The sequence below is a fragment of the Desulfonatronum zhilinae genome, from assembly GCF_900182865.1.
Classification (GTDB): Bacteria; Desulfobacterota; Desulfovibrionia; order Desulfovibrionales; family Desulfonatronaceae; genus Desulfonatronum; species Desulfonatronum lacustre.
Genome location: NZ_FXUJ01000005.1, coordinates 1 through 19,041, shown reverse-complemented (window position 1 = coordinate 19,041; position 19,041 = coordinate 1). Strand labels below are relative to the sequence as shown.

14 protein-coding genes are annotated in these 19,041 nt (G+C 62.6%); all 14 read right to left on the bottom strand.

Going from position 1 to position 19,041, the window contains the following annotated elements:
* Positions 1 to 33: 33 nt before the first annotated feature.
* A complete protein-coding gene (locus tag AC559A_RS05920; protein ID WP_498816778.1) occupies positions 34 to 807 on the bottom strand; it encodes a DUF3540 domain-containing protein in 774 nt (257 codons plus the stop codon).
* 96 nt (positions 808 to 903) lie between these two features.
* Complete coding sequence (locus AC559A_RS05915) at positions 904 to 1,908, bottom strand: pentapeptide repeat-containing protein (protein WP_498816776.1); 1,005 nt, start codon at positions 1,906 to 1,908, stop codon at positions 904 to 906.
* On the bottom strand, positions 1,905 to 4,445 hold the full coding sequence (locus AC559A_RS05910) for a DUF2169 family type VI secretion system accessory protein (RefSeq protein WP_498816774.1): 2,541 nt from the start codon (positions 4,443 to 4,445) through the stop codon (positions 1,905 to 1,907). Before AC559A_RS05910 ends, AC559A_RS05915 begins: the two co-directional genes overlap by 4 nt.
* Before the next feature lie 6 nt (positions 4,446 to 4,451).
* On the bottom strand, positions 4,452 to 7,115 hold the full coding sequence (locus AC559A_RS05905; RefSeq protein WP_498816773.1) for a type VI secretion system Vgr family protein: 2,664 nt from the start codon (positions 7,113 to 7,115) through the stop codon (positions 4,452 to 4,454).
* A gap of 190 nt (positions 7,116 to 7,305) precedes the next feature.
* Positions 7,306 to 7,560, bottom strand: a complete 255-nt coding sequence (locus AC559A_RS05900; RefSeq protein ID WP_498816771.1) for a type II toxin-antitoxin system RelE family toxin — start codon at positions 7,558 to 7,560, stop codon at positions 7,306 to 7,308.
* The gene (gene relB / locus AC559A_RS05895; protein ID WP_498816769.1) at positions 7,550 to 7,768 is read right to left on the bottom strand and encodes a type II toxin-antitoxin system RelB family antitoxin; all 219 of its coding nucleotides are present in this window, start codon (positions 7,766 to 7,768) and stop codon (positions 7,550 to 7,552) included. The genes AC559A_RS05900 and relB overlap by 11 nt, the downstream gene beginning before the upstream one ends.
* Before the next feature lie 183 nt (positions 7,769 to 7,951).
* Entirely contained in the window at positions 7,952 to 8,356 is a 405-nt protein-coding gene (locus tag AC559A_RS05890; RefSeq protein WP_498816768.1) for a DUF4150 domain-containing protein, read from the bottom strand.
* Positions 8,357 to 8,406: 50 nt separating this feature from the next.
* A complete protein-coding gene (locus AC559A_RS05885) occupies positions 8,407 to 9,123 on the bottom strand; it encodes a DUF3540 domain-containing protein (RefSeq protein ID WP_498816766.1) in 717 nt (238 codons plus the stop codon).
* Between the two features lie 94 nt (positions 9,124 to 9,217).
* Positions 9,218 to 10,294: a pentapeptide repeat-containing protein gene (locus AC559A_RS05880; protein WP_498816765.1), complete on the bottom strand. Its 1,077-nt coding sequence runs from the start codon at positions 10,292 to 10,294 to the stop codon at positions 9,218 to 9,220.
* Complete coding sequence (locus AC559A_RS05875) at positions 10,291 to 13,995, bottom strand: DUF2169 family type VI secretion system accessory protein (protein WP_498816763.1); 3,705 nt, start codon at positions 13,993 to 13,995, stop codon at positions 10,291 to 10,293. The genes AC559A_RS05880 and AC559A_RS05875 overlap by 4 nt, the downstream gene beginning before the upstream one ends.
* A gap of 61 nt (positions 13,996 to 14,056) precedes the next feature.
* Positions 14,057 to 16,354 carry a type VI secretion system Vgr family protein gene (locus tag AC559A_RS05870; protein WP_498816762.1) on the bottom strand — a complete coding sequence of 766 codons (2,298 nt, stop codon included), beginning with the start codon at positions 16,352 to 16,354 and terminating at the stop codon, positions 14,057 to 14,059.
* A 64-nt stretch (positions 16,355 to 16,418) separates the two neighbouring features.
* The gene (locus tag AC559A_RS05865) at positions 16,419 to 16,814 is read right to left on the bottom strand and encodes a DUF4150 domain-containing protein (protein WP_498816761.1); all 396 of its coding nucleotides are present in this window, start codon (positions 16,812 to 16,814) and stop codon (positions 16,419 to 16,421) included.
* Between the two features lie 13 nt (positions 16,815 to 16,827).
* Positions 16,828 to 17,457 (bottom strand): DUF3540 domain-containing protein, encoded by a 630-nt coding sequence (locus AC559A_RS05860; protein ID WP_498816760.1) that lies wholly within the window; start codon positions 17,455 to 17,457, stop codon positions 16,828 to 16,830.
* A gap of 304 nt (positions 17,458 to 17,761) precedes the next feature.
* Entirely contained in the window at positions 17,762 to 18,988 is a 1,227-nt protein-coding gene (locus AC559A_RS05855; RefSeq protein ID WP_498816758.1) for a hypothetical protein, read from the bottom strand.
* Positions 18,989 to 19,041: the final 53 nt, after the last annotated feature.

Sequence of the window (19,041 nt, the reverse complement as noted above, 5' to 3'; positions counted from 1 at the left end):
GCTCGATCCAGGCTCGCCCCTCCCCGCTCCGTTTCACCCCAGATGGATCTTCTCTCCGTCCACCGTGACTTCTTCCCTGGCCAGGATGTCGGCTTGTCCGGCCTGGACCGTGAAACGTTGCTCCACTTCGGTGCGGATGGTTTCGGCTCGGTGCAGTTCGAAGCCGGTCAGGCGCAGCACCCGGCCCAGGCGTGACGTGAGGTGCGCGGCGGCGAGGCGGATCGTCTGGCCCAGGGCATGAACGGACTGCATCCTGGCCTCCAGGGCCTTAGCCAGGACATCCAGGCGGGCGAAGCGCAGCTTGCCCTCCTTTCCGGCCAGGGTCACCTCTTCCCCGCAAACCATGGCCGTCTCCCGGCCCGTCAGGTCCAGACTTCGGGCGTGCAAGGCGCAACGCCCCCGGGAGACGTCCAGTTCCAGGTCTCCGGGAAAGCGCAAGGCCCGGGCCGATTCCTTCTTTTCTAAAATATTGAGCACATAATGGACGCCGCCGGAATGGCGCATCACCAGCACCACGTCTCCAGAGGCCGGCTCCAGGAGGCAGCCGTCGGCCCGCCGGGCCGTCAGTTCCGCCGAAGCGTCGGTAGGGGACACCCGCCAAACCTGTCCGCCGTCCTGGTCGTGAGGGCCGTCCAGGATCACGCAGACCTGGAGTTCCGGTCCTGCCGGATGGCTTTGGGGACGTGTTCGAGTCGGCGGGACCGCGGTTCGACGTCCCTGGACCACCCGCAGGGCCGGGCGGGAGGACGGTCGGGATTGGGACGGGCTTTCCTGGCCGTGGTCGAGGGATTCGGCGGGATTGGGCATGCGTTCCTCCTGAAGGGTTGCCGTGGATATGCGTTTTGATTGTCCACGGAATACACGGAAAATCACGGAAAAACAGGGGCTAATGGAGATTTGGCGTTACGGCTTCAACGGTTTGGACCGCCAAGTCTCGGCAGCGGCCAGGGGATCGTCGGTGCGGCGGATGGTGGAGGCGTCCGTGCCCTGCCAAAAGGCGGCGCGCAGGTCCGTGCGGTGCATGTTGGTCCTGTGCATCCGGGCCCTGGTGAAATTCGCTTCGGTGATCACGGCCCGGGAGAAATCCGCGAAATCCAGTCCGGCGTGATGAAAGTCGGTCTGGGTGCAGTCCGTTTCGCACAACCGGGACTCCTCCAGGCGGGCGTCGCGCAGCCGGGCCTTGACCAGAACGGCTCCGGAAAAGTCGGCCCCGTGCAGGCGGGCGGTTTGCAGCCGGGCCAGCGTCAGATCGGCCTCGATGAAGGCGACGTATCGCCCGTGGGCCGTGCGCAGATCGGCCTCGCGCAACGAAGCCTTGCTGAAGTCGCACTGGGTGACGTCCTGGCCGCTCAGGTCGGCCCTGTCCAGCCGGGCTTTGGCGAACATGGCCTTGCGCAGGTCGCAGCCCGCAAAGGCCGCACCCGAGAAGTCCGAACCACCCAGCAGGGCCATGGACAGGTTCGCATCACGGAAAATGGTTCTGGTGCAGTCCATGGATATCAGGCTGGCCCGGTGCAGGTTCGCGCCGGAAAAACGGGCTCCGGCCAGGGTGCAGCCCTGGAGCACGACCCGCTCCAGGTCGGCGCGGAAAAAGTCGGCCCGGTCGCAGGCCACGCGCCGCCAGGAGGCCAAGCGGGCCCGGCATCCGCTCAGGTCCGCGGCCTCCAGGTTCACGCCGAGCATGCAGACCTGGCTCATCCGGGCCTCGGCCAAGACCGCCCCTTGGGCCGAGCAGTTCGTGAAGTGCGCGCCGTGCAGGTCCGCGCCCCGGAACACGGCCCGGTCCAGGCGGACCCGCTCCAGGACCACCCCGCGCAGTTCCTGGCCGGAAAAGTCCATTCCCGAGCAGTCCACGCCCTCCAGATGGCGCTGTTCACGCAGTGTTTTGAGCACGTCCGCCGTGTTCACGCCGTCTGCTCCAGGATTCCCGGTCGCAGCGGGGTCCGGTCCAGGTTGACGTCCGAGCGGGACCGCAGGGCCTGGAGCGTCGGAGGATCCAGGACGCAGCGGTACAGGTCCGCGCCGAACAGGTTCAGGTCTTCCATACGCGCCCCGGTGCAGTCCGCGAAGCGCAGCGAGGCCTGAAACAGGTTCACGCCCACCAGGCGGGCGCGATGGAGTATGGCCTTGATCAGGCGAGCGCGACGGGCCGTGGCCTGATACAGATCGGCCTCCGACAAGTCGGCCTTGCACAGGTCCGCCCCGTCCAGATCGGCCCTGCTGAAATCGGTCCGGGCCAGGATCGCGCCGGACCAGCGGGCGTCCTTGAGGTCCGCGTCCCGGAACACGGCTCCGGTACCGTCGGTCTCCAGGTCGGCCCGGGAGCCGGGCAAGGCCGCACCACTGCACTCCACCTCCCGCAGGTCCGCCCCGTTCAGGCGCAGGTCCCGGCCGTGAAGGCTATCCATCCTGGCCTTGCGCAGATTGGCCTGGGTGCAGTCAGCACCGTGCAGGTCCGCCTGGCTCAGGTCGGCCCCGGAGAGGTCCGCGCCCTGAAATCGCGCCCGCCGCGCTAGGCATTCCCGCAGGTTCGCCCTGGTCAGGCGGGCTTGTTCGAAGACCGCGCCGTTCAGCCTGGCCCGGCTCAGGTCCGCCCCGGTCAGGTCCGCCTTCCTGGCCATGGCCCCGGTCAGGTCCGCCCCAGTCAGGATCACTCCGGGCCAGGCCGCCCCATCCAGGATGGCGCGGCGCAGATCCGCCCCGGCAAGGTCATGGCCCGCGAAATCGCACCCACTCAGGTCGCAACCGGCCAGGCCCTGGCCGGAGACATGCCGTTCCAGGGCCTGTTCCGTGGTCAGGCGGCCAAGGTCGTCCGGACCTGTTTTCTCGGCGACAGAGGGAGTCTCAGCGCGTTTCCCTGACGGAGCGCCCAGCTTCGCGGCCAGAACGCCCAACGCGGCCTGGACTTCCTGAAAACCGCTCAGGGCCGACCCGACGCCCTGGCGGACCTCGGGCGGCAGGTCATCCCTGGCCATCAGGGCGTGCAGCCCGGCCAGGCAGTCGTCCTCCGAACCCTGGGCCGTGGTGGCCGCGTCGCTCAGCATCCGCTGGGCCATCTCCGGATCCAGACCGTGGCGGCTCAGCAGGGCCGCTGTCTCGGCTTCCACGGCCCGGGCCGTCTCCTGAAGCCCCTGGAGCAGATCGTCGGGCACCGTCCCGGCCTCGATTTCCCCTGATTCCGCGGCCTTTTCCGCAAGCAAGGTCTCCACTTGGTCCCGGCTGACGCCGATGGAGTCCAGATAGCCCGAAACCTCCTGCTCCAATACCGCGACCAGGCTTTGCAGGCTGGACTCCCCGGCGTTCGCCGACGCGGCGGCCGGCCCAAGCCCGGTTGCTCCCACAACGCCTGCCGCGACGAGGGGCGCCGATGCGGAGGGCTCGGGCGCGGGGTTGGGAACGTCCAACTCGGTTCGGAGCTTGCCCCCTGGGATCAAGGCCGCCAGACATTGCTCTTTATATTCCTCCGTCGGGAGCGGTTCCTGGTCCAGCCCTTCCAGCACGACCATCACCGCGGCGATGTCCGCGCATTCCTCGTCCCTGGTCCCGGCCACCGCGCGAAACAGAACCACGCCGGTTTCGGTCTCCGGAAACAGCCACACGGTTTCCAGGCGGGAGGGCGCTTCGATGAATTTTCCGCTGTCTTGCGGTCGCCTCAGCAGGAAGATTCGCGCCCGCAGCTCCGGCAGTCGGCCGTGAAGAACCTCCTTGCCCGGATGCATGCCCTTGATCAGGAACGGTTCGCCGCCGCGCAGAAAACCGGGAAAGCGCTGGTCCGGAGGCGCGGTGCAGGCGTATTCCGGGTTCTGGTCGCTGGGCGGCCCTGGCCAGTCGCGTTCCAGCCACGCACCGTCCACCGTACCCAGGTGACGCTGCCGCGCGGGCCACTGGGCCGGAATGGCCGTCAGGCCGGCTGGCGGGGTTTTCTGACGCGGAAAGGCCACAAAATGACCGGGCGCTTCCACCAGGGGCAGCGGATGGACGCCTTGCTTCAGCCTGCCGTGGCCCAGGCCTTGAGGATTGTCCGGATATTCCGGTCCGCCGTAGGCATGCCGCCAGTCCATGGGAATGCGGGTGAAGGGGCGGGGGGCGGTGGGGCCGTGAGATCGCCAAAAGCGGGGTCCGAAGACGTGCAGGCGCTTTTGCAGGCCTCCCACCTGGACGAGAACTTCCTTGCCCCGGACCGGATTGCGTGAGCAGCACGCGCCGTAGACCAGATACTCCGCCCTGGGCTTGGGCAGTCCGAAGTCCAGGGCCTCGCCCTCGGGCAGGCTCTGTTGGACGTGCCGCCAGAGGACGTCCTCCCGGAGCAGTTCGTGATCGGCAAAGGAAAAACAGGCCATGGCCCCCAGAACCAGCGAAAAGTCCCCGTCGGCCCTCGGTTGGTTGGATGGCCGGGGATGGGCGGCGTAGAGCAGGGAAAGGGTGTCGGGCTTGACGACTTTCATGGCGGATCAGCCCAGCTTGATGAAGCCGTCGGCGTCGATCTGAACGTTGCTCATGGCTCCGTCAGGGGGGACGGGACTGACGATCTTCACGCCTTGTGGCGTGACCTCCACGGAGTTTTCGCCGCACTCCATCTTGGCGCTGTTGCGCCTGACGCTGATGATGCCGGGGACCAGGGCCACGTCTTCCAGCCCCAGGTCCGCCACGAGCTGCTTGGCGTCCTCGTCGTCCGGTTCCAGCCGTTCCATCACGGCCCCGGTCTTGTCCAGCACCACCTGGGCCCCGCCGGGCTTGATCAGGGTGATGCCCTTGGATCCGAGGATGATCTGCACCGCCGCGGCCTCCCCGTCGTCCTCGGCGTCGGCCTTCATGGTGTTCTTGAGCACCACGGCCTTTTCCTCGTCCAGGGAAACGGACAGGGTGGATTCCTGGATCTGGCCGAACTTGTCCGTGACGGCGACCCGGGTGGAAAAGATCGCGTCCGGGCTAACGTCGCAATTGACCGCGATATTCGCGCCGGCCGGGTCCAGGGTCAGTTCAGCGGTGCTCAAGGCTTTGGCCTGATCCACCACGGCCTGGACCAGCTTCTTGACCTCCTTGGCCGCCTGCATGGACAACCAGCCCCCGGCCAACAGCGCGGCCAGACCCCCGAAAAAGGCCGCGTTCTTCCACATCATGCTGCTGTCCTTGAGGAAGTGCTCGTCAAAGGGCGCGGACACGCCCATGATCCCCAGCCCGGCCGCGGCCGTGCCGCCGATGCCCATGGCCAGGGCCTTCTGGGCCGCCTTGACCTGCTTGTTCATCTCGGCGGAGTAGCCGCCGGAGATGGAGAAGGACTTCATCCCGGCGGTGGCGATTTCCTGCTTCAGAGTGCTGGCCTTTTCCCCGAGATAGAACTCCGGCCCCTTGTCGTACTCGATGCGGGTGGCCAGGGTGGCCCCGAAGCGCATGGCCACGGCCAGGTCGCTCTTCAGCCCCGCGCAGATATCGTTGACCACCCCGCCGGTGAGGTTGTTCTTGGCCCCCAGCACGGCCTGGTTGGCCGCGCCCATGACGAACAGCTCGTAGCCGCCGCCCGTGCTCACGCCGATGCTGCCCCCGCCTCCGGGCACGTGGGAGCCCAGGACGATACCGCTGTCGTGAAACGGGGAGTACAGGCCGATGAACTCCTGGCCCTTCTTGTCGCCCAGGACGATCTGGTTGCCCCCGGCGCTGCGGATGGCGTTGGCCGGGCTGTTCATGTCCCGGACCGGGCTTTGCTTCTCGAAATTGGGCACCGCGTGGGCGATCACCGGGCGGTCCGGGTCGCCGTCGATGAAGGTCAGCAGCACCTCCGTGCCCTTGAGCAGCGGAAAATGCAGGCCGCAGTTCTCTCCGGCATAGGGCGTGGCCATGCGCAGCCAGGTGGACGCCTTGCCCCCGCCGCGCTCGGCCCGGTCAAAGGGCAGCCGGACCTTGTAGCGGCCGTGTTCGTCCAATTCGGCGTACTGCCCGGACCCCGCCGCGTCGATGGTCGCGGAGATGGTCCCCGCGATCCGGGGCCTGGCCGTGACCTGGACCGGGCGGAACTGGGTGGTGGCCGGGATGCAGGAAAAGGTGTTCCGGTAAGAGGGCTCTGCACCGTCAAGGCCGGTCGTCATGCCACCCTGAGTGCCGCCGCCCTGGCCCCCGCCCTGACCACCTTCGTGGCGCACGGAAACCGTCAGGTATTGCTGGTTGAAGGACTCCCGGAAGTGCCGCCGCAGCGTAAACAGGTAGCCGGGCCGCAACGCCGGCAGGGAGCTTTGACCGTGAAAGACCTTTTGCCGCGCCCCGTACTCCTCGGCTCGGACCCTGGCCATTCGCTCGGCCTCGGCCCGGCTGCGGACCTGCTCCCCGTACAGATAGACCTCGCCGCGCCCGTGTTCCTGGATTTGGGCCCGCCCGGCCATTTCCAGGCTGGGCTTGCGATAGTCGTAGTCCCTGACCAGGACGTTCTTGGGCTGACAGGTCTGCTTCAGGGTAAAGGCGCTCACGTGCCTGCCCGTGGGCGCGTCGGACCGTTCGGTACGCGGGTGATAATCCAGGTGTTCGTAGCCCGGCAGCGGTACATGGGCGATGTAGGTGTCCGCCACCAGGAGCTTTTCCATCCGTTCTTCCTGCTCGAACCAGTAATAGGCTCCCTCTCGCTCCAGCCAGCGGGAAAAGAAGTCCAGGTGGGATTCGTTGTACTGGCAGACGTATTCCCAGGGCAGCTGGCGTTCCTTGAAGCGCATCTCGAAATCCTGGTTCAGGGCCAGCCCGGCGTCCTTGAGCACCTCGGCCAGGAATTGATCCACCCGCTTGTCCAGAAAGACCTGATTGTGCCGGATCAGTCCCAGCCACCACAACCGGGGCCGCAACTCGGCCCGGTAGAAGGCCGTCTTTCCGTCCTGGTGCAGCTGCTCGAAGCTGGCCAGAATGCCGTGATAGGCCATGTCCGGCCCGTGGGTGACCTGACTTCTGAGCACCAACCGGGCCGGCTCGCGCATCACCGCGTCCAGGTCCACATCCGCGACCCCGGACCGCAACAAAATCTCAAACCGATACGCCGCCCCCAACTCCTCCTCACCGGAAAAGCTGACCACGTCGAAGGTTTCCTCGGAAAAGCCCTGGCTGATAAAGGCGAACGCGCTGTCTGTTTTACGTGGCATGGAGATTCGTTACCGCCTTTCACTACATGGGGACTTCAGTTCTTCTCTGTCGCTTGATGATTGTCGTCAAGCTGCGAAGCGCCTCGTTGACTGATTCATGGTCGGGAAAAAATTTAGTTTCACGCGTATGTCGATTGAATCAATATGTTTACCCAAGTTTGCCTTCTTGTGTGCGGCCATATCTCTTCTGCTATCCCCGGTAGACATCCCGACGGTGTCCGATCCGGGTCACGCACACTGAGTCTCCGACTATCGCAAAGATGACACGATAATCACCAACACGGAACTTCCTCAGTCCGGCGAACTTGCCCTTCAGCTCAGGACAATCATCCGCGGCCTCCGGCAGCTGGGAAGCCAACGCGCTCAGAACCCGTTCGGCTTCCGTCTTGCCCAGCTTCCGTAGGTCACGCGAAACGGACTTCTTGAATGTGATCCTATAGAGCAAGCTCGGACCTCATGTCCTCAAGCGAGATGGTCGCATCGGTCGGATCGTTCAGGCGATCGAGAGCAATCTGCAAATCCGCTTGCTCTTCGAGATAGGCTTCAAGCGCTTTCTGAATCACGAAAGACTTTGAACGTTCGGTGGCGCTGGCGACTTCACCGAGTTCGGCCGCCAGGCGCTCTGGAAGACGAACAGAAACGGCTACACTCATCGGGTTCCTCCTGTATCAACAGACCCTGCTGTATCCAAATGTCATACAATGTAATACTTGAACAGGAAAAGCGCAAACAGTCCCGTCATCGAGAGAACCCAAGACACACCCATGTATTGCGGCAGTCCGCGCATGGGCAGTCAGAGGGGGCCATTTTGGTTGCGGCGTATCGCCGCCCGAAAGTCACCCCAGAGTCAGCACGGTGAACTGGCTGGGTACGGAGCACATGCCCGGAGCGTTGGGGAGCATGCCCATGGCGTTCTGGCCGGTGACCGAGGTCAGGCGTTGCGCGGGAGGGCCGTCCACGAAAATGGTGAAGCAGCCAAGGAGGTATGCGGTTTCCCCGGCCTCCAGGTGCGAGACCACGCCCAGGGCCACGCCGGGCTGGTCGCCGACGCTGACCAGTCCCTCGGAGAGCTGGTTCAGGGCGGGCATGCATTCGACGAGGATGTTGTAGGCCGCGGGCGCGGAGGTCACGGAATAGGCCATGTTCGGATAGGGAATGGGAATCGGGCCCACGGGCGTGGGGGTCAGGCAGACGTCGGGAAAGGCCATGTCCATGCCGCAGCCCATGTTCAGTTGAAACATGATTGCTCCTTGCGATTGGAGGTTCGGGATTGGTGTCCGGCTTGGCGGCGTCAGCCCAGATGCACTTCCTGGCCGTCCACCTTGACGAATTCCTCGGCCTGGACATAGCTCACGCGACCGTGCAGCAAGGCCGTGTCCCGGGCCAGGGTGCGGCTGGTTCCGGCCTGGGTTTCGTCCAGGTCCTGGACGTGACGGTGGCAGTCTCCCAGGCGCTGGGTCCAGGTTTCCGCAGTGGTCTCCCGGTCCGTGCTGGACTCCCGCCAGACCGAACAGACCGCTTCCACGGTCTTGCCCAGCAGGGAAAAGGTATGCGTCAGCCAGCGGGCGGTGGTGGCCGCAAAGGACATGCTTGGAGCCTCGGCTTCCAGGTTGTCCCCGGCCCGCAGGCGCAGGTCGGTCCGGGCCATGATTTCCACGGGGCCGTGCGCGGCGTTCATCCGCGCGCCAGCGGCCAGGTCGATGTGCATCACCGTGTCCGGGGCGGCCCGTTCCAGCACGGCCAGCACATAGGCCGCGTCCTTGCGGCGCCCGGACAGGGAGACAAGGGCCAGATCCCCGGCCTCCGGTTGAACAAGACAGCTGGCCGCGACCTTGCAAGAGACCGGACCGGTTTCGGTCATGGCCACCAGCAGGCCGTGTTCCGCAACAAGAATCCGGGTTCGGACCAAGGATTGGGCCGGCTCCTGTTCCTGCGGCGTTGGGTCATCCAACGACTTGAACTCCTGGTCGATGTCCGGGGCATACTCAGGGAAATATGAAGTCTGCATCACGGTCTCCTTTGTGTCCGCACGTCATGGGTGTCTGATAGGCGTCTGGGGCGGCGGGCGGTTGTCGGCATTGCAAAATTCCGGTCAGGATGGCTTACGCGGGCGGGGCAAATGCCTCGGATTGCGCCAGATCCGGGTCCGGGCCTCGCTGGTAAAGCGTGTTGGCTCCGGTGAACACGGTCTTGTCCTGGATGGTTCCGTGCATGCAGGACAGGAACAGGTTGGCCCCGGAAAAATTCGAACCGCTCAGGTCGGCATGGCTGAAGTCGTTGTTGAAGCAGTTGGCGTCCATGAACAGGGACTCCATGATCCTGGCCTTGGGCAGTTTGGCGTCCGCCAGGTTTGCCTTGCGCAAATCGGCACGGGTCAAGTCTGCCTCGCCGAAAAAGGACTGTTCGAAATTGCCGCCCCTGGCCCGGACCCCGGCCAGGACGGCACCGGAGAACATGCACTGCCGGGCCGTGACGCCTTCCAGGAGCGCGCCGGTCAGGTTCGCGCCCTGGAACACGCACGTTGAAACATCGGCATTTTGGAATGACGCGCCGGTCAGGTCCGCGCCCATGAAATTCACGGAGCGTAGTTTCTGGCCGGAAAAGTCATGTCCGGCCAGTTTGGCCGCAGACAGGTTGACCCGGTCGAAGGTCACCCCGCGCAGGTTGACGCCCTCCAGAACGGCCTTGCGCAGGGTAATCCGCTCCAGCACGGCGTCCTGAAAGTCCGCCCCGGTCAGATCGGCCTCCAATCCCACGCATTTCAAAAAGCGTCCGGCCCGGAACACGGCCCCGGCGCAATTGGTCTTGTCCAGGAAGGTCCAGTGGATACGGGCTTCGGAGAAATCAGCACGGGAAAAGATGGAGCCGGAGCAGTGGCAGCGCAGAAAGTAGGCATGGCTCAGGTTCGCCTCGGTAAAGTCCAGGCGGCGCAAAAACATGTCCGTGAACGAGCATTCGGAAAAATCCGCGTTCTGGAACGTGCAATCCGCGAATCCGGTCTTTTCCAGGCGCATGCCCGTAAAATGGGTTTTGTTCAGATTGCACCCCCTGAAGTTGGCCAGATGCAGGTCTTCGTGACTCAAATCCATGCCGGACAGGTCCGCGTCCAGGATGGCCTGCCTGGCGGCCAGGGCCTGGCGCAGGGCTGTCAGACTCATGCGTTGTTTTTCGCTGCTCATCGACTCAGGCCCTCCCGCTGCAATGCCTGCTCATGGGTGGCCAGCAGGCTGCGTTTCAGGTTCACGCCCTCCATGTCGGTCTGACCGAGCACGGCCCGCCAGAAGTCCACGCCATAACAGTTGGCCCCGCGCAGGTCGGCGTTGACCAGGCGGGACTTGCGCAGCGAGGCCAGATGCAGGTTGGCGAAGCGCAGGTCCGCGGCTTCCAGGCTGCATTTCAGGAAGCGGCAGCGCTGCAAGCCGGTTTTGCTGAGATTGGAGCGGGTCAGATCGCAGGACTCGAAAATGGTCCGTTCGAGGCTGGAGCCGCGCAGATCCGCTCCGGAGAGGTCGGACTTCCGGCAGTACCCTTGCTTCCAGGTCACGCCGGTCAGGTCCAGACCGGGAAAGGCCGAATCGTGGGAGATGCGAAACTTGAACAGATTCGAGCCGGACAGGGTCACGTTTTCCCCGGTGCAGGTATGCAGCAGGGTCGCGTCCGTGGTGATGCCCACGAAAGAAGCCTTGTTCAGGCTGACCTTCTTGAACACGCATTTCTCAAATCGCGCTCCATTGGCCCGCAAGCCCGCGGCATCAGCTTCCGAGATCACGGACAGACGCAGGTCGGCTTGTTCCAGGATCAGGCCCGTGCACACGCCCTTCTGGAAAATAGCCTGGTTCAGTCGGGCCAGGGTCAGATCCGCTGCGCTCAGGTCGCAGGTCTGAAACACGGGCATGTCGCCGCGCGCTTCCCGCAGCCTGGCCTGGGCAAACACGCACTGCTTGAATACGGTTCGGCCCAGGATCGCGCCGGACAGGTCGGCCCCGGAAAAATCGCAGTTCTGGAACAGAGCCCCATCCATCCTGGCGCCCTTAAGGGTCGCGCCCTTGAACAGGCAGGCGTCGGCCCGGACTTCGGTCAGGTCCAGGCCGGTCAGGTCCTGCCCGGACAGATCAAGGCCCTTGAGGGTCGCGCCCTTGATGTCCGCCTCGCCGGCCATGGCCTTGGCCACCATTTCCGGAGGCTGGGGCCGGAACCTGGCCGGATCGATTCCGGCCTTGGCAAAGGCGGCCTGGGCCTCGGACGGCGGCTGAAAGGCCTTGAGCCGGGCCATGCCGTCGGATTTTTGGGCGTCCCACTGCGGTCCTATCCCACGCATTTTGGCAATGGCCTTGTTGAACTCGGCCTCCTTTTCCGGGGTCAACGCGGCCATGCTCTTCATCCTGTCGCGGATGGCCTCAACCTGATCGGCCCGTGCGTTGAGTTCCTCGGTCATGGAGCGGGGGGCGGTGGCGGGCAGCGTCTCCGGGGGGATAAAACCCTCCTTGGCCATCCTGGCCTTGGTAGCGTCGGCCCTTTGCAGCAGGTCGGCTTTGCGGGCGTCGAATGTTGCCTGCTTGGCCGCATATCCCTGGGCATAGCCGCCCCGGATCTGGGAGCTGATGCCATCGGCGGAAATGACGTCTTCCAGCTTTTTGGCTCCAGGCTGTTTGGGCGCACCCGGAGCGTCAAAAATCAATGAATGCCGGGAGGCCAATTCCGGAGACAACTGCTCCACCACGGCTTGCCGCAGGTCCTTGGGGCCGTGGTGGGGGCGAAGCAACCCTCCGGCCTCGGGCAGCAGGGCAAAGCGGCAGCCGGGCAGGGCTTCCAGGAAGGCGTTTTCCAATCCGGCCCAAATCCCCTGTTCAGCCAAAACCGCGACCACCAGGGCACCGCTCTTTAGGGCATCGTCCGCGGGTTTGGGCAATGTCCCGCCCGGCTCGGAGCAGGTCGCGACATGGGCGAAATCGCCCACTTCCTGCTCCGCGAAGGCCGCGGACAGTTCGTCCGGCACGATGACCACCACGCCTTGCTCCGTGGCCGCTTCCAGAAACAACGGCTCTTCCAGAGATCCCGGAACAAGCAGTTCTTCCCGGGCGGTTGCCAATGGCTCGGGGCGGATCAGCAGGCGGACCAGATGCGGACCGTCGAAACGAGGCAGGACCAGACCGGCGGGAATGGTGAAGGTTTCCTGGCCCGGCTTGGCTTCCAGCCCCCAATTACGAGCCTGCTCCTGAAGCGGTTCCGGGTTCCAGGCCAGCCAGCGGTTGGTGATGGTTTCCCGCTCCAGCCCCAGATCCCGCAATTGGCGCTGCTTGTCCTGGTCCAACTTCAGGTTCAGCCGCCAGGATACCAGCAGAGGGAAGCCTCGGGCATGGAAGGGAGGTTCACCGGACTTGCCCAGGATTGACTCCGGATCGATCTCGCCCTTGACGATCAATGGCTGGATTTCCGGTCTTTTCAAGATGTCCTTGGTCTTGCCCACCATTTCGTCCCGTTGCTGCTCGATCTTCCTGCCCATGGCCACGAGTTTGGCGCTCGTGGCCTGCATGGCGTCGGCCCTTGCCCGGAAGCGGTCGAAGATGGAGAAGTCGATGGGAACCATGTGCCCGAACCGACCGCGCAGGTCCGTGGCCGTGATTTCCACCGAGGCAATGGTCTGGCGGACCTGGGTCAGGTTGGCGTCCATCAAGCGGCCCAGATCATCCGGGCTGTAAAGCATGGTCGGATTCCGGCCCTGGTGCGCGGACAACCGCTGCTTGATCATCTTGGGCAGGTTCAGGACCTTCTTGGCCGCCCTGGCCATTTCCTGCTGGTATATCTGCTGCTTGGCCGGGTCAAAGGGGACGGTCAGATCGGCCTTCTTCAGTTGCTCGTCACGGTAGTGTTCAATGGGCTTGGGCGGTTGCGAGGGATCTTCGTCCGCGGTGAACAGCCGGGCCAGATCAGAATATTCATCGTCCGCGCAGCGGACCAGACCGCGAAACAGCAGCACGCCGCGCAGCACGTCCGGGAACAACCACAGGGTTTCCGGCTTCAGCCCCACTTCCTCGAACGCTGCCCTGGCCAAGTCTTCAGGAGTTTCCGTGCTGCGGCGGGTGACAAAGGCCCGCACCCGTCTGGTCGGCAGGCGGGAGTGGATTTCGGCCATATCCGGGTGCATGCCCGTGATCAGGATCTTTTCATCCCCGGCAAAGTGCCCGGGCAGAAACTGATCCTCCGGCGCGACGCAGAAGAACTCCATGTTCATGTCGTCAGGCAAAGCCGGCCAGCGCTCCTTGAGCCAGGTTTCGTCATATGTGCCGTTTTTTCTGGCCCGCTCGGGCCACATCACGTCCAGAGGCAGAACGCCGGCCGGTTCCGGCCGATCCGTGGGCGCGCCGATCAGAGTCCGGCCCTCGATGTTGGGCAGGGGCACTGCCGTGTCGCCGTCCGACAATTGGATTTGCTCAATGCCCCTGCCCAGGGGATTATCCTTGAACTCCTTGCCGCCAAAGGCATGCTCCCAGTCCAGAGGCATCCGGGCAAAGGGCCTGGCCTGGGTCATCCGGGGCAGGCCTCCCGGTCCTTCCAGCCAGTAGCGGTCGCCGAAGACATGCAACAGTTTGTCCACGGGCCCGATTCGCAACCGGACCAGGGCCGCGGGCACGGAGGTCCCTCGCGGAGCATGGCAGGCCCCCAGGCAGATCACTTCGCCGTGGGGCTTGGGCCAGCCCTGGTCCAGACAGTGCCTGCCCAGCAGCGGGCTCAATTCCTGCCACAGTTCCTGTTCCGTATGCAGGGTGTCCGGGGCCGTGAGGTCGAAATAAAGCATCAGTCCAAGACTTAAGTAGTTCACGCCAAGGATTTCCACCGGGCGATTGATCAGGGCGTGCCGACGTTCCTTGAAGATTTTCATGGCTCCACGGTTTCCTTGATCCCCCACAGTATAGGTAATGATGACCGGGGGCGCTCAGAGTTTAAATTTTCTCTTCGATGCCCAACAGCTGGGTTTTGTCGCCAGTAATCTGCATCATTGCTCCGGCGGTTTCCGTTTCATCGAGGATGGAGGATAACGCCTCACCGATCATGGCTGTTCTTGTCGCAAGCACCTGATCCTCTTCCGCCGCGATTCTTCTGACTTGGCCGTTCAAGTCCTGGGTGGCCATGGTCAGCCGCGACACCTGGGCGGAAAGGTGCTCAGAAGATGCCGACATGCTGGCCATGCTGCCGACCAGCTTGTTGTGGTCAGCGATGAGTTTGTTCACTTCCCCTTGCAGATGTTCCTTGACTCCCTCCAGCTGATCCTTCTTGGGAATGAACTCCTCCTCCATTTCATGGAAGGTGAGCTTCACGCCGAGCCCCACCTCGGCTTTCAAACCGGCTTCAAGTGCAAAAGCCTCGGCCAGGGACAATTCGACTTTATCGCCGATAAAAACTTCTTCAGCCAAAAGCAGCTTGCCGTCAAAGGAGTTCCCCGCGACCATGGTGGTCTCGGCGCCACCCACGAATTCCGTTGTTGCTCCGTCAATAATGTACCGCTCCTCTCCATCAACACGGATATACTCGTCGCCGTGGACAATGGTGCAGGAATCGCCGGATTCGAAGGTCAGGGTCTTTTCGGATTTGATCTTGATGCCGTGGGTGTTGTCGTGCATGCAGTCGCCCTGGGGGTCTTCCACGTCATCCAGTTTGTTTTTCTCGTGGTCGTCGCCCGGGTCGTTCTTGAATCCGACGCGGATGAAGGACCCGGCCGTGGGCGAGTGCATCAGGATACGTTCCTTGCCCTTTTCATCCTCCATATGCAGGACGTTGCCGCTGCCGGAAACCAGACGGACCTGGGTCTGATTTTCGTCCCGGACCGGGCTGGGCGTTTCCGGGTTGGGCACGGCGCCGGAGATCACCGGACGGTCCGGATCCGCGTCAATGAAGGACAACAGCACTTCGGTACCTTTGTGCAGCGGGGCATGAAACCCCATGCCTTCCCCGGCGTAGGGCTGCATCATGCGCAGAAAGGCCGATGCCTTGCCGCCGCTGCGTCCGGACAGGTCAAAAGGCAGGATGACCTTGTACCGCCCGTACTTGTCCAGTTCGGCATACTGGCCCGATCCCGCGGCGTCGATCCTGGCGGAAAGGGTTCCGGCGATTTGCGGTTTGGGCGTGACCCGGGCCGGGCGGTACTGGGTCGAGGCGGGAATGCATTGGAAGGTGTTCCGGTAAAACAGATCATCCTTGGCATCCAGGTCCGTCAGCCCCAGCCCGCTGAGCAGATAGCGCTCCTGGCTGCCTTCGTGCCGGACATGGGTGGTCAGGTAGCCCTGGTTGAATTCCTCGCGGTAATGACGTTGCAGCTGAAAGGTGTATCCCGGGCGCAGGGCCGGGATGGAGGACAGGCCACGGAACACCTTCTCCCGACAGAGGAATTCCTCGGCACGAACCTTGGCCAGGTGGTCGCCTTCGCTCTTGTCCTGGAAATGCTCCCCATAGAGATAGATTTCTCCCCGCCCTTTGTCCTGAACCAGGGCTTTGCCCTCCAGATCCAGGGTGGGCTTCATGTAGTTGTAGTCCTTGAGCAGGACGTTCCTGGGCAGAGGATTCTGCTTCAGGGTGAAGCGCTTGATCACGTGGTCCGCCTCGGAAGCGTCCAGGCCGGACGGCGGCGCATACGTCATGGTTTCGTGGCTGGGAAGCGGGGCATGGGCGATCAAGGTGTCCGAGGCGATCAGTTTCTCGCCCTGCTCGCCCTGCTCAAACCAGTAATAGATGCCGTCCCACTCCATCCACCTCGAAACAAATGCGAAATGGGACTCGCCGTACTGGCAGACGTACTCCCTGGGAGTTTCTTTCTCCTGTAGTTGAAATTCGAAATCCAGCCCGTGGGACAGGCCGCCGTCCTCCAGCACTTCGGGCAGGAACTCGTTCAATTTCTTGTTCAGAAAAATCTGGTTGTGATGGGTCAGGGTCAGCCACCACAGCCTGGGACGCAATTCGGCCCGGTAAAAGACATATTCCCCGGCCTGATGCATCTGCTCGAAGGAGGAGAGAATGCCGTGATAGGGCAGATCACCGGCTCCGGTGAGAGAACCTTTGATGGTCAACGTGGCGGGGTTCTGAAGCACCGCGGTCAGGTCAACGTCCTCCCGTTCGGAAACCAAAAGAATATCGAAAGAATACAGCGTCGAAAGTCCCTCCTCTCCGGAAAAACGGACCACCGTGAACGTGTCCTCGGGCAGGGCCTGACTGACAAAGGTAAAGGCATTTTCTTTCAGGGTCGGCATGGTTTTCCTCGTCGGTTGAAGTTCGATCCGGGCTTCCCGGGGATAACCCATCCGCGGCCCGTGGTCAGGCCATGATCATGACCTTGTTCTGGCTGGGCGCGACATTGCTGCCCACGGCATTGCCGTCGTTGTGCTTGGTCGGGTTGCCCATGAACACGGCCGGATTGCCTTGCAGCTTGACCTTGGTGCTGCCCATGATGAACTCCGCCGGTCCCATGATTTTGCCGGACACCACGCCTCCGCCGGCGGTCCCGGCCTGGTCGCCGTTGGTGGGTTGCATCTTGGAGGCCTTGTTCAGGGCCGGCATGCCGTTGATCAGAACCTTGGTGCACGCGGGATTGCCGGTCTGGGGCATGCCCGTGTTCGGGTAGGGTATCGGTACGGGCCCGGCGGGTGTCGGGGTTTGGCAGACGTCGGGCATGGCGAAGGCCTGCCCCTTTTCCTTGGTGGTGGCGAACATAGGGCGTCCCTCGTCATCCGATATGGATGTGTTTGCCGTCCACGCTGACCTCTTCCTCGGCCTGGACGGAGGCATGTTTGGCCTTCAATGCAAAGCGCTGCCTGACCTTGGTACAGATTCTTCCGGCAGTGATTTTTTCCGTGTCCTCGACCGTCCGGAAACAGTTTTTGACCCGCTGCGTGACCCGTTCCATGACCGAATCGAAAAAGCGAACAACCAGTGAGGCCTTTCCAGCTTCTGCCCGGCATGTTTCGGCCCGCAGGCACAGGTCCAGGAAGCTGACCCTGCCGTTAACCCCGGCCAATTCCACGCTGGGCGCTTCCAGGGAGAGGGACTCCCGGGCCGCCAGACTGATCCCGTCGGCCTGGATCACGGCCTGTCCGGGCAGGACGACCGTTGACCGTTCTCCCTGCTTGATCAGGACGCTGAGAATAAAGGCTTCGGCCCCGCTGCCCTCGGCCACGAGCACGAGGTCGTGGATTGCCGGTTCAAGCAGGCATCCGTCCGCCTTTTGGGCCCAGACCGCATACCCCGTATTGGTTTCAACACGAAAGCGTTCCTCCACGCGTCCGCTGACCCGTCCGTGCGACAGGGTCAGGGGGCGGGTCTCCCGGTTGGTTTCCACAGCAACTGCATTCAGCATTTGGTCTCCTGGTATTTTTGTCTTTATCCGTCCGTTTTCGGGGGATGGTTCAGAACTGTTGACACTTCCAAAATCGAACCGCCCGCTTCGCTAAAGACGCCAGGGTAGCCAAGTAGAGATTTTGACTTCCGCTGGAAAGATGCGGAAGTCAAAAGACCTGCCGCCTCTCGGGCAGTGAAAAGCAGGCCGATGCGGCCAGGGAGAGTAACAGCGTTCTCACTCACGGAAACTACGGCCCGTCAGATTCATGTCGTCTGGGAGAAAAGTTTTCATTAGGCCCTCTCAGATTATCAAATGGATGTGCTCATCCCAGCTTGATGAAACTGCCTTGAACACCAATGGACTCCGAACTAAGCGTAAAGGTCTGGGCTCCGAATTTCATCTTAATGGAGCCATTGTCGATGGAAACCTTCTTCCCCCCCTGTTCCATCTCGGCCAATGTTCTTGCCAAGGTAATCCGGCCTTCGGTTCCGGTGCCAGCCTCGGCCATCACGAATCCGTCGCTCACGATGATATCACCAGTTCCTTTGGCCAGCTTGACATTGTCCTCGCTGACGTTGATCGAGCCTCCGCCCTGTTTCTCCAGGCTCACCCCTACTTTCTCCACGATGATCTTGCCTCCTCCGGCTCCTTGAGTTGTCTCAGGGCGTTGGATGACTATCGAGTCGTTGCTTGCGGGATTAATTTTAATAAACGATTCAGGTGTGATTCCTCCTCCGGCCCCAAGGTGTATTCCTTGATTAGCTTCAACCGTGGTGTGAATTTTTATTCCGCTATTATCCAGATTAATCTCCGAATAGGCATGTTCCAGTGCGGTGTTCAATTTTTTCAAAATGGAGCGCATGGCAATTACCTGGGCTATTATTCCCACGGAAATAAATCCAAGACTTGTCCAGCCTACGGTGTTGAATGCCTCCTTACCCTCTTTTTCTTTCGGGAAGATTAATGTGGCCATATCCCCCCCAATAATAGCCGAAGCTGCGCCGACCCCTGCCAGAGCGCCCATCATGCCTTTTCGAACCTTGGTCAACAGAAGTTTTTTCGCCGGGTCGAGCCCGGCCCTGATTTCCACCTTGTCCACCCCCAGTAAGTCGGAGGAATCCTTGATGGTCTCGGAGGATTTCCCGAATTCGAGGTGGGTGCCGTATTTGAATTCCAGGGATTCGGACAATTCAAAGGCGAATTTTTCAGCAAAAGTGATTTCCGTGGCCATTCCAACCATAAAATCGAGTTTCGAGCCTAAGGTGTAGTAGCTCTCCGATCCCAGGACAAAGGAATCTTCCTGGCCGATGACCAGTTCATGCTTGTTGCCCTTGGACTTGACCTCAAAACTATCAGGACTTTGCTTGCCCATCCATATCCAGCTCCCGTCACCCGCCCCGTCCGAGGCGAAAAGGCCAACGCCCTCCTTGCCCTCCTGATCCTCGAGCACGACCTTGTGGCCCGAGCCGGACTCGATCCTGCTGGAGGTCTGTCCGGCCGAGGTGATCACGCTGGGGGTTTCGCTATTGGGCACCGCGGACTGGATCACGGGTCGGTCCGGGTCGCCGTCGAGGAAGGTCAGGAGCACCTCGGTGCCCTTGT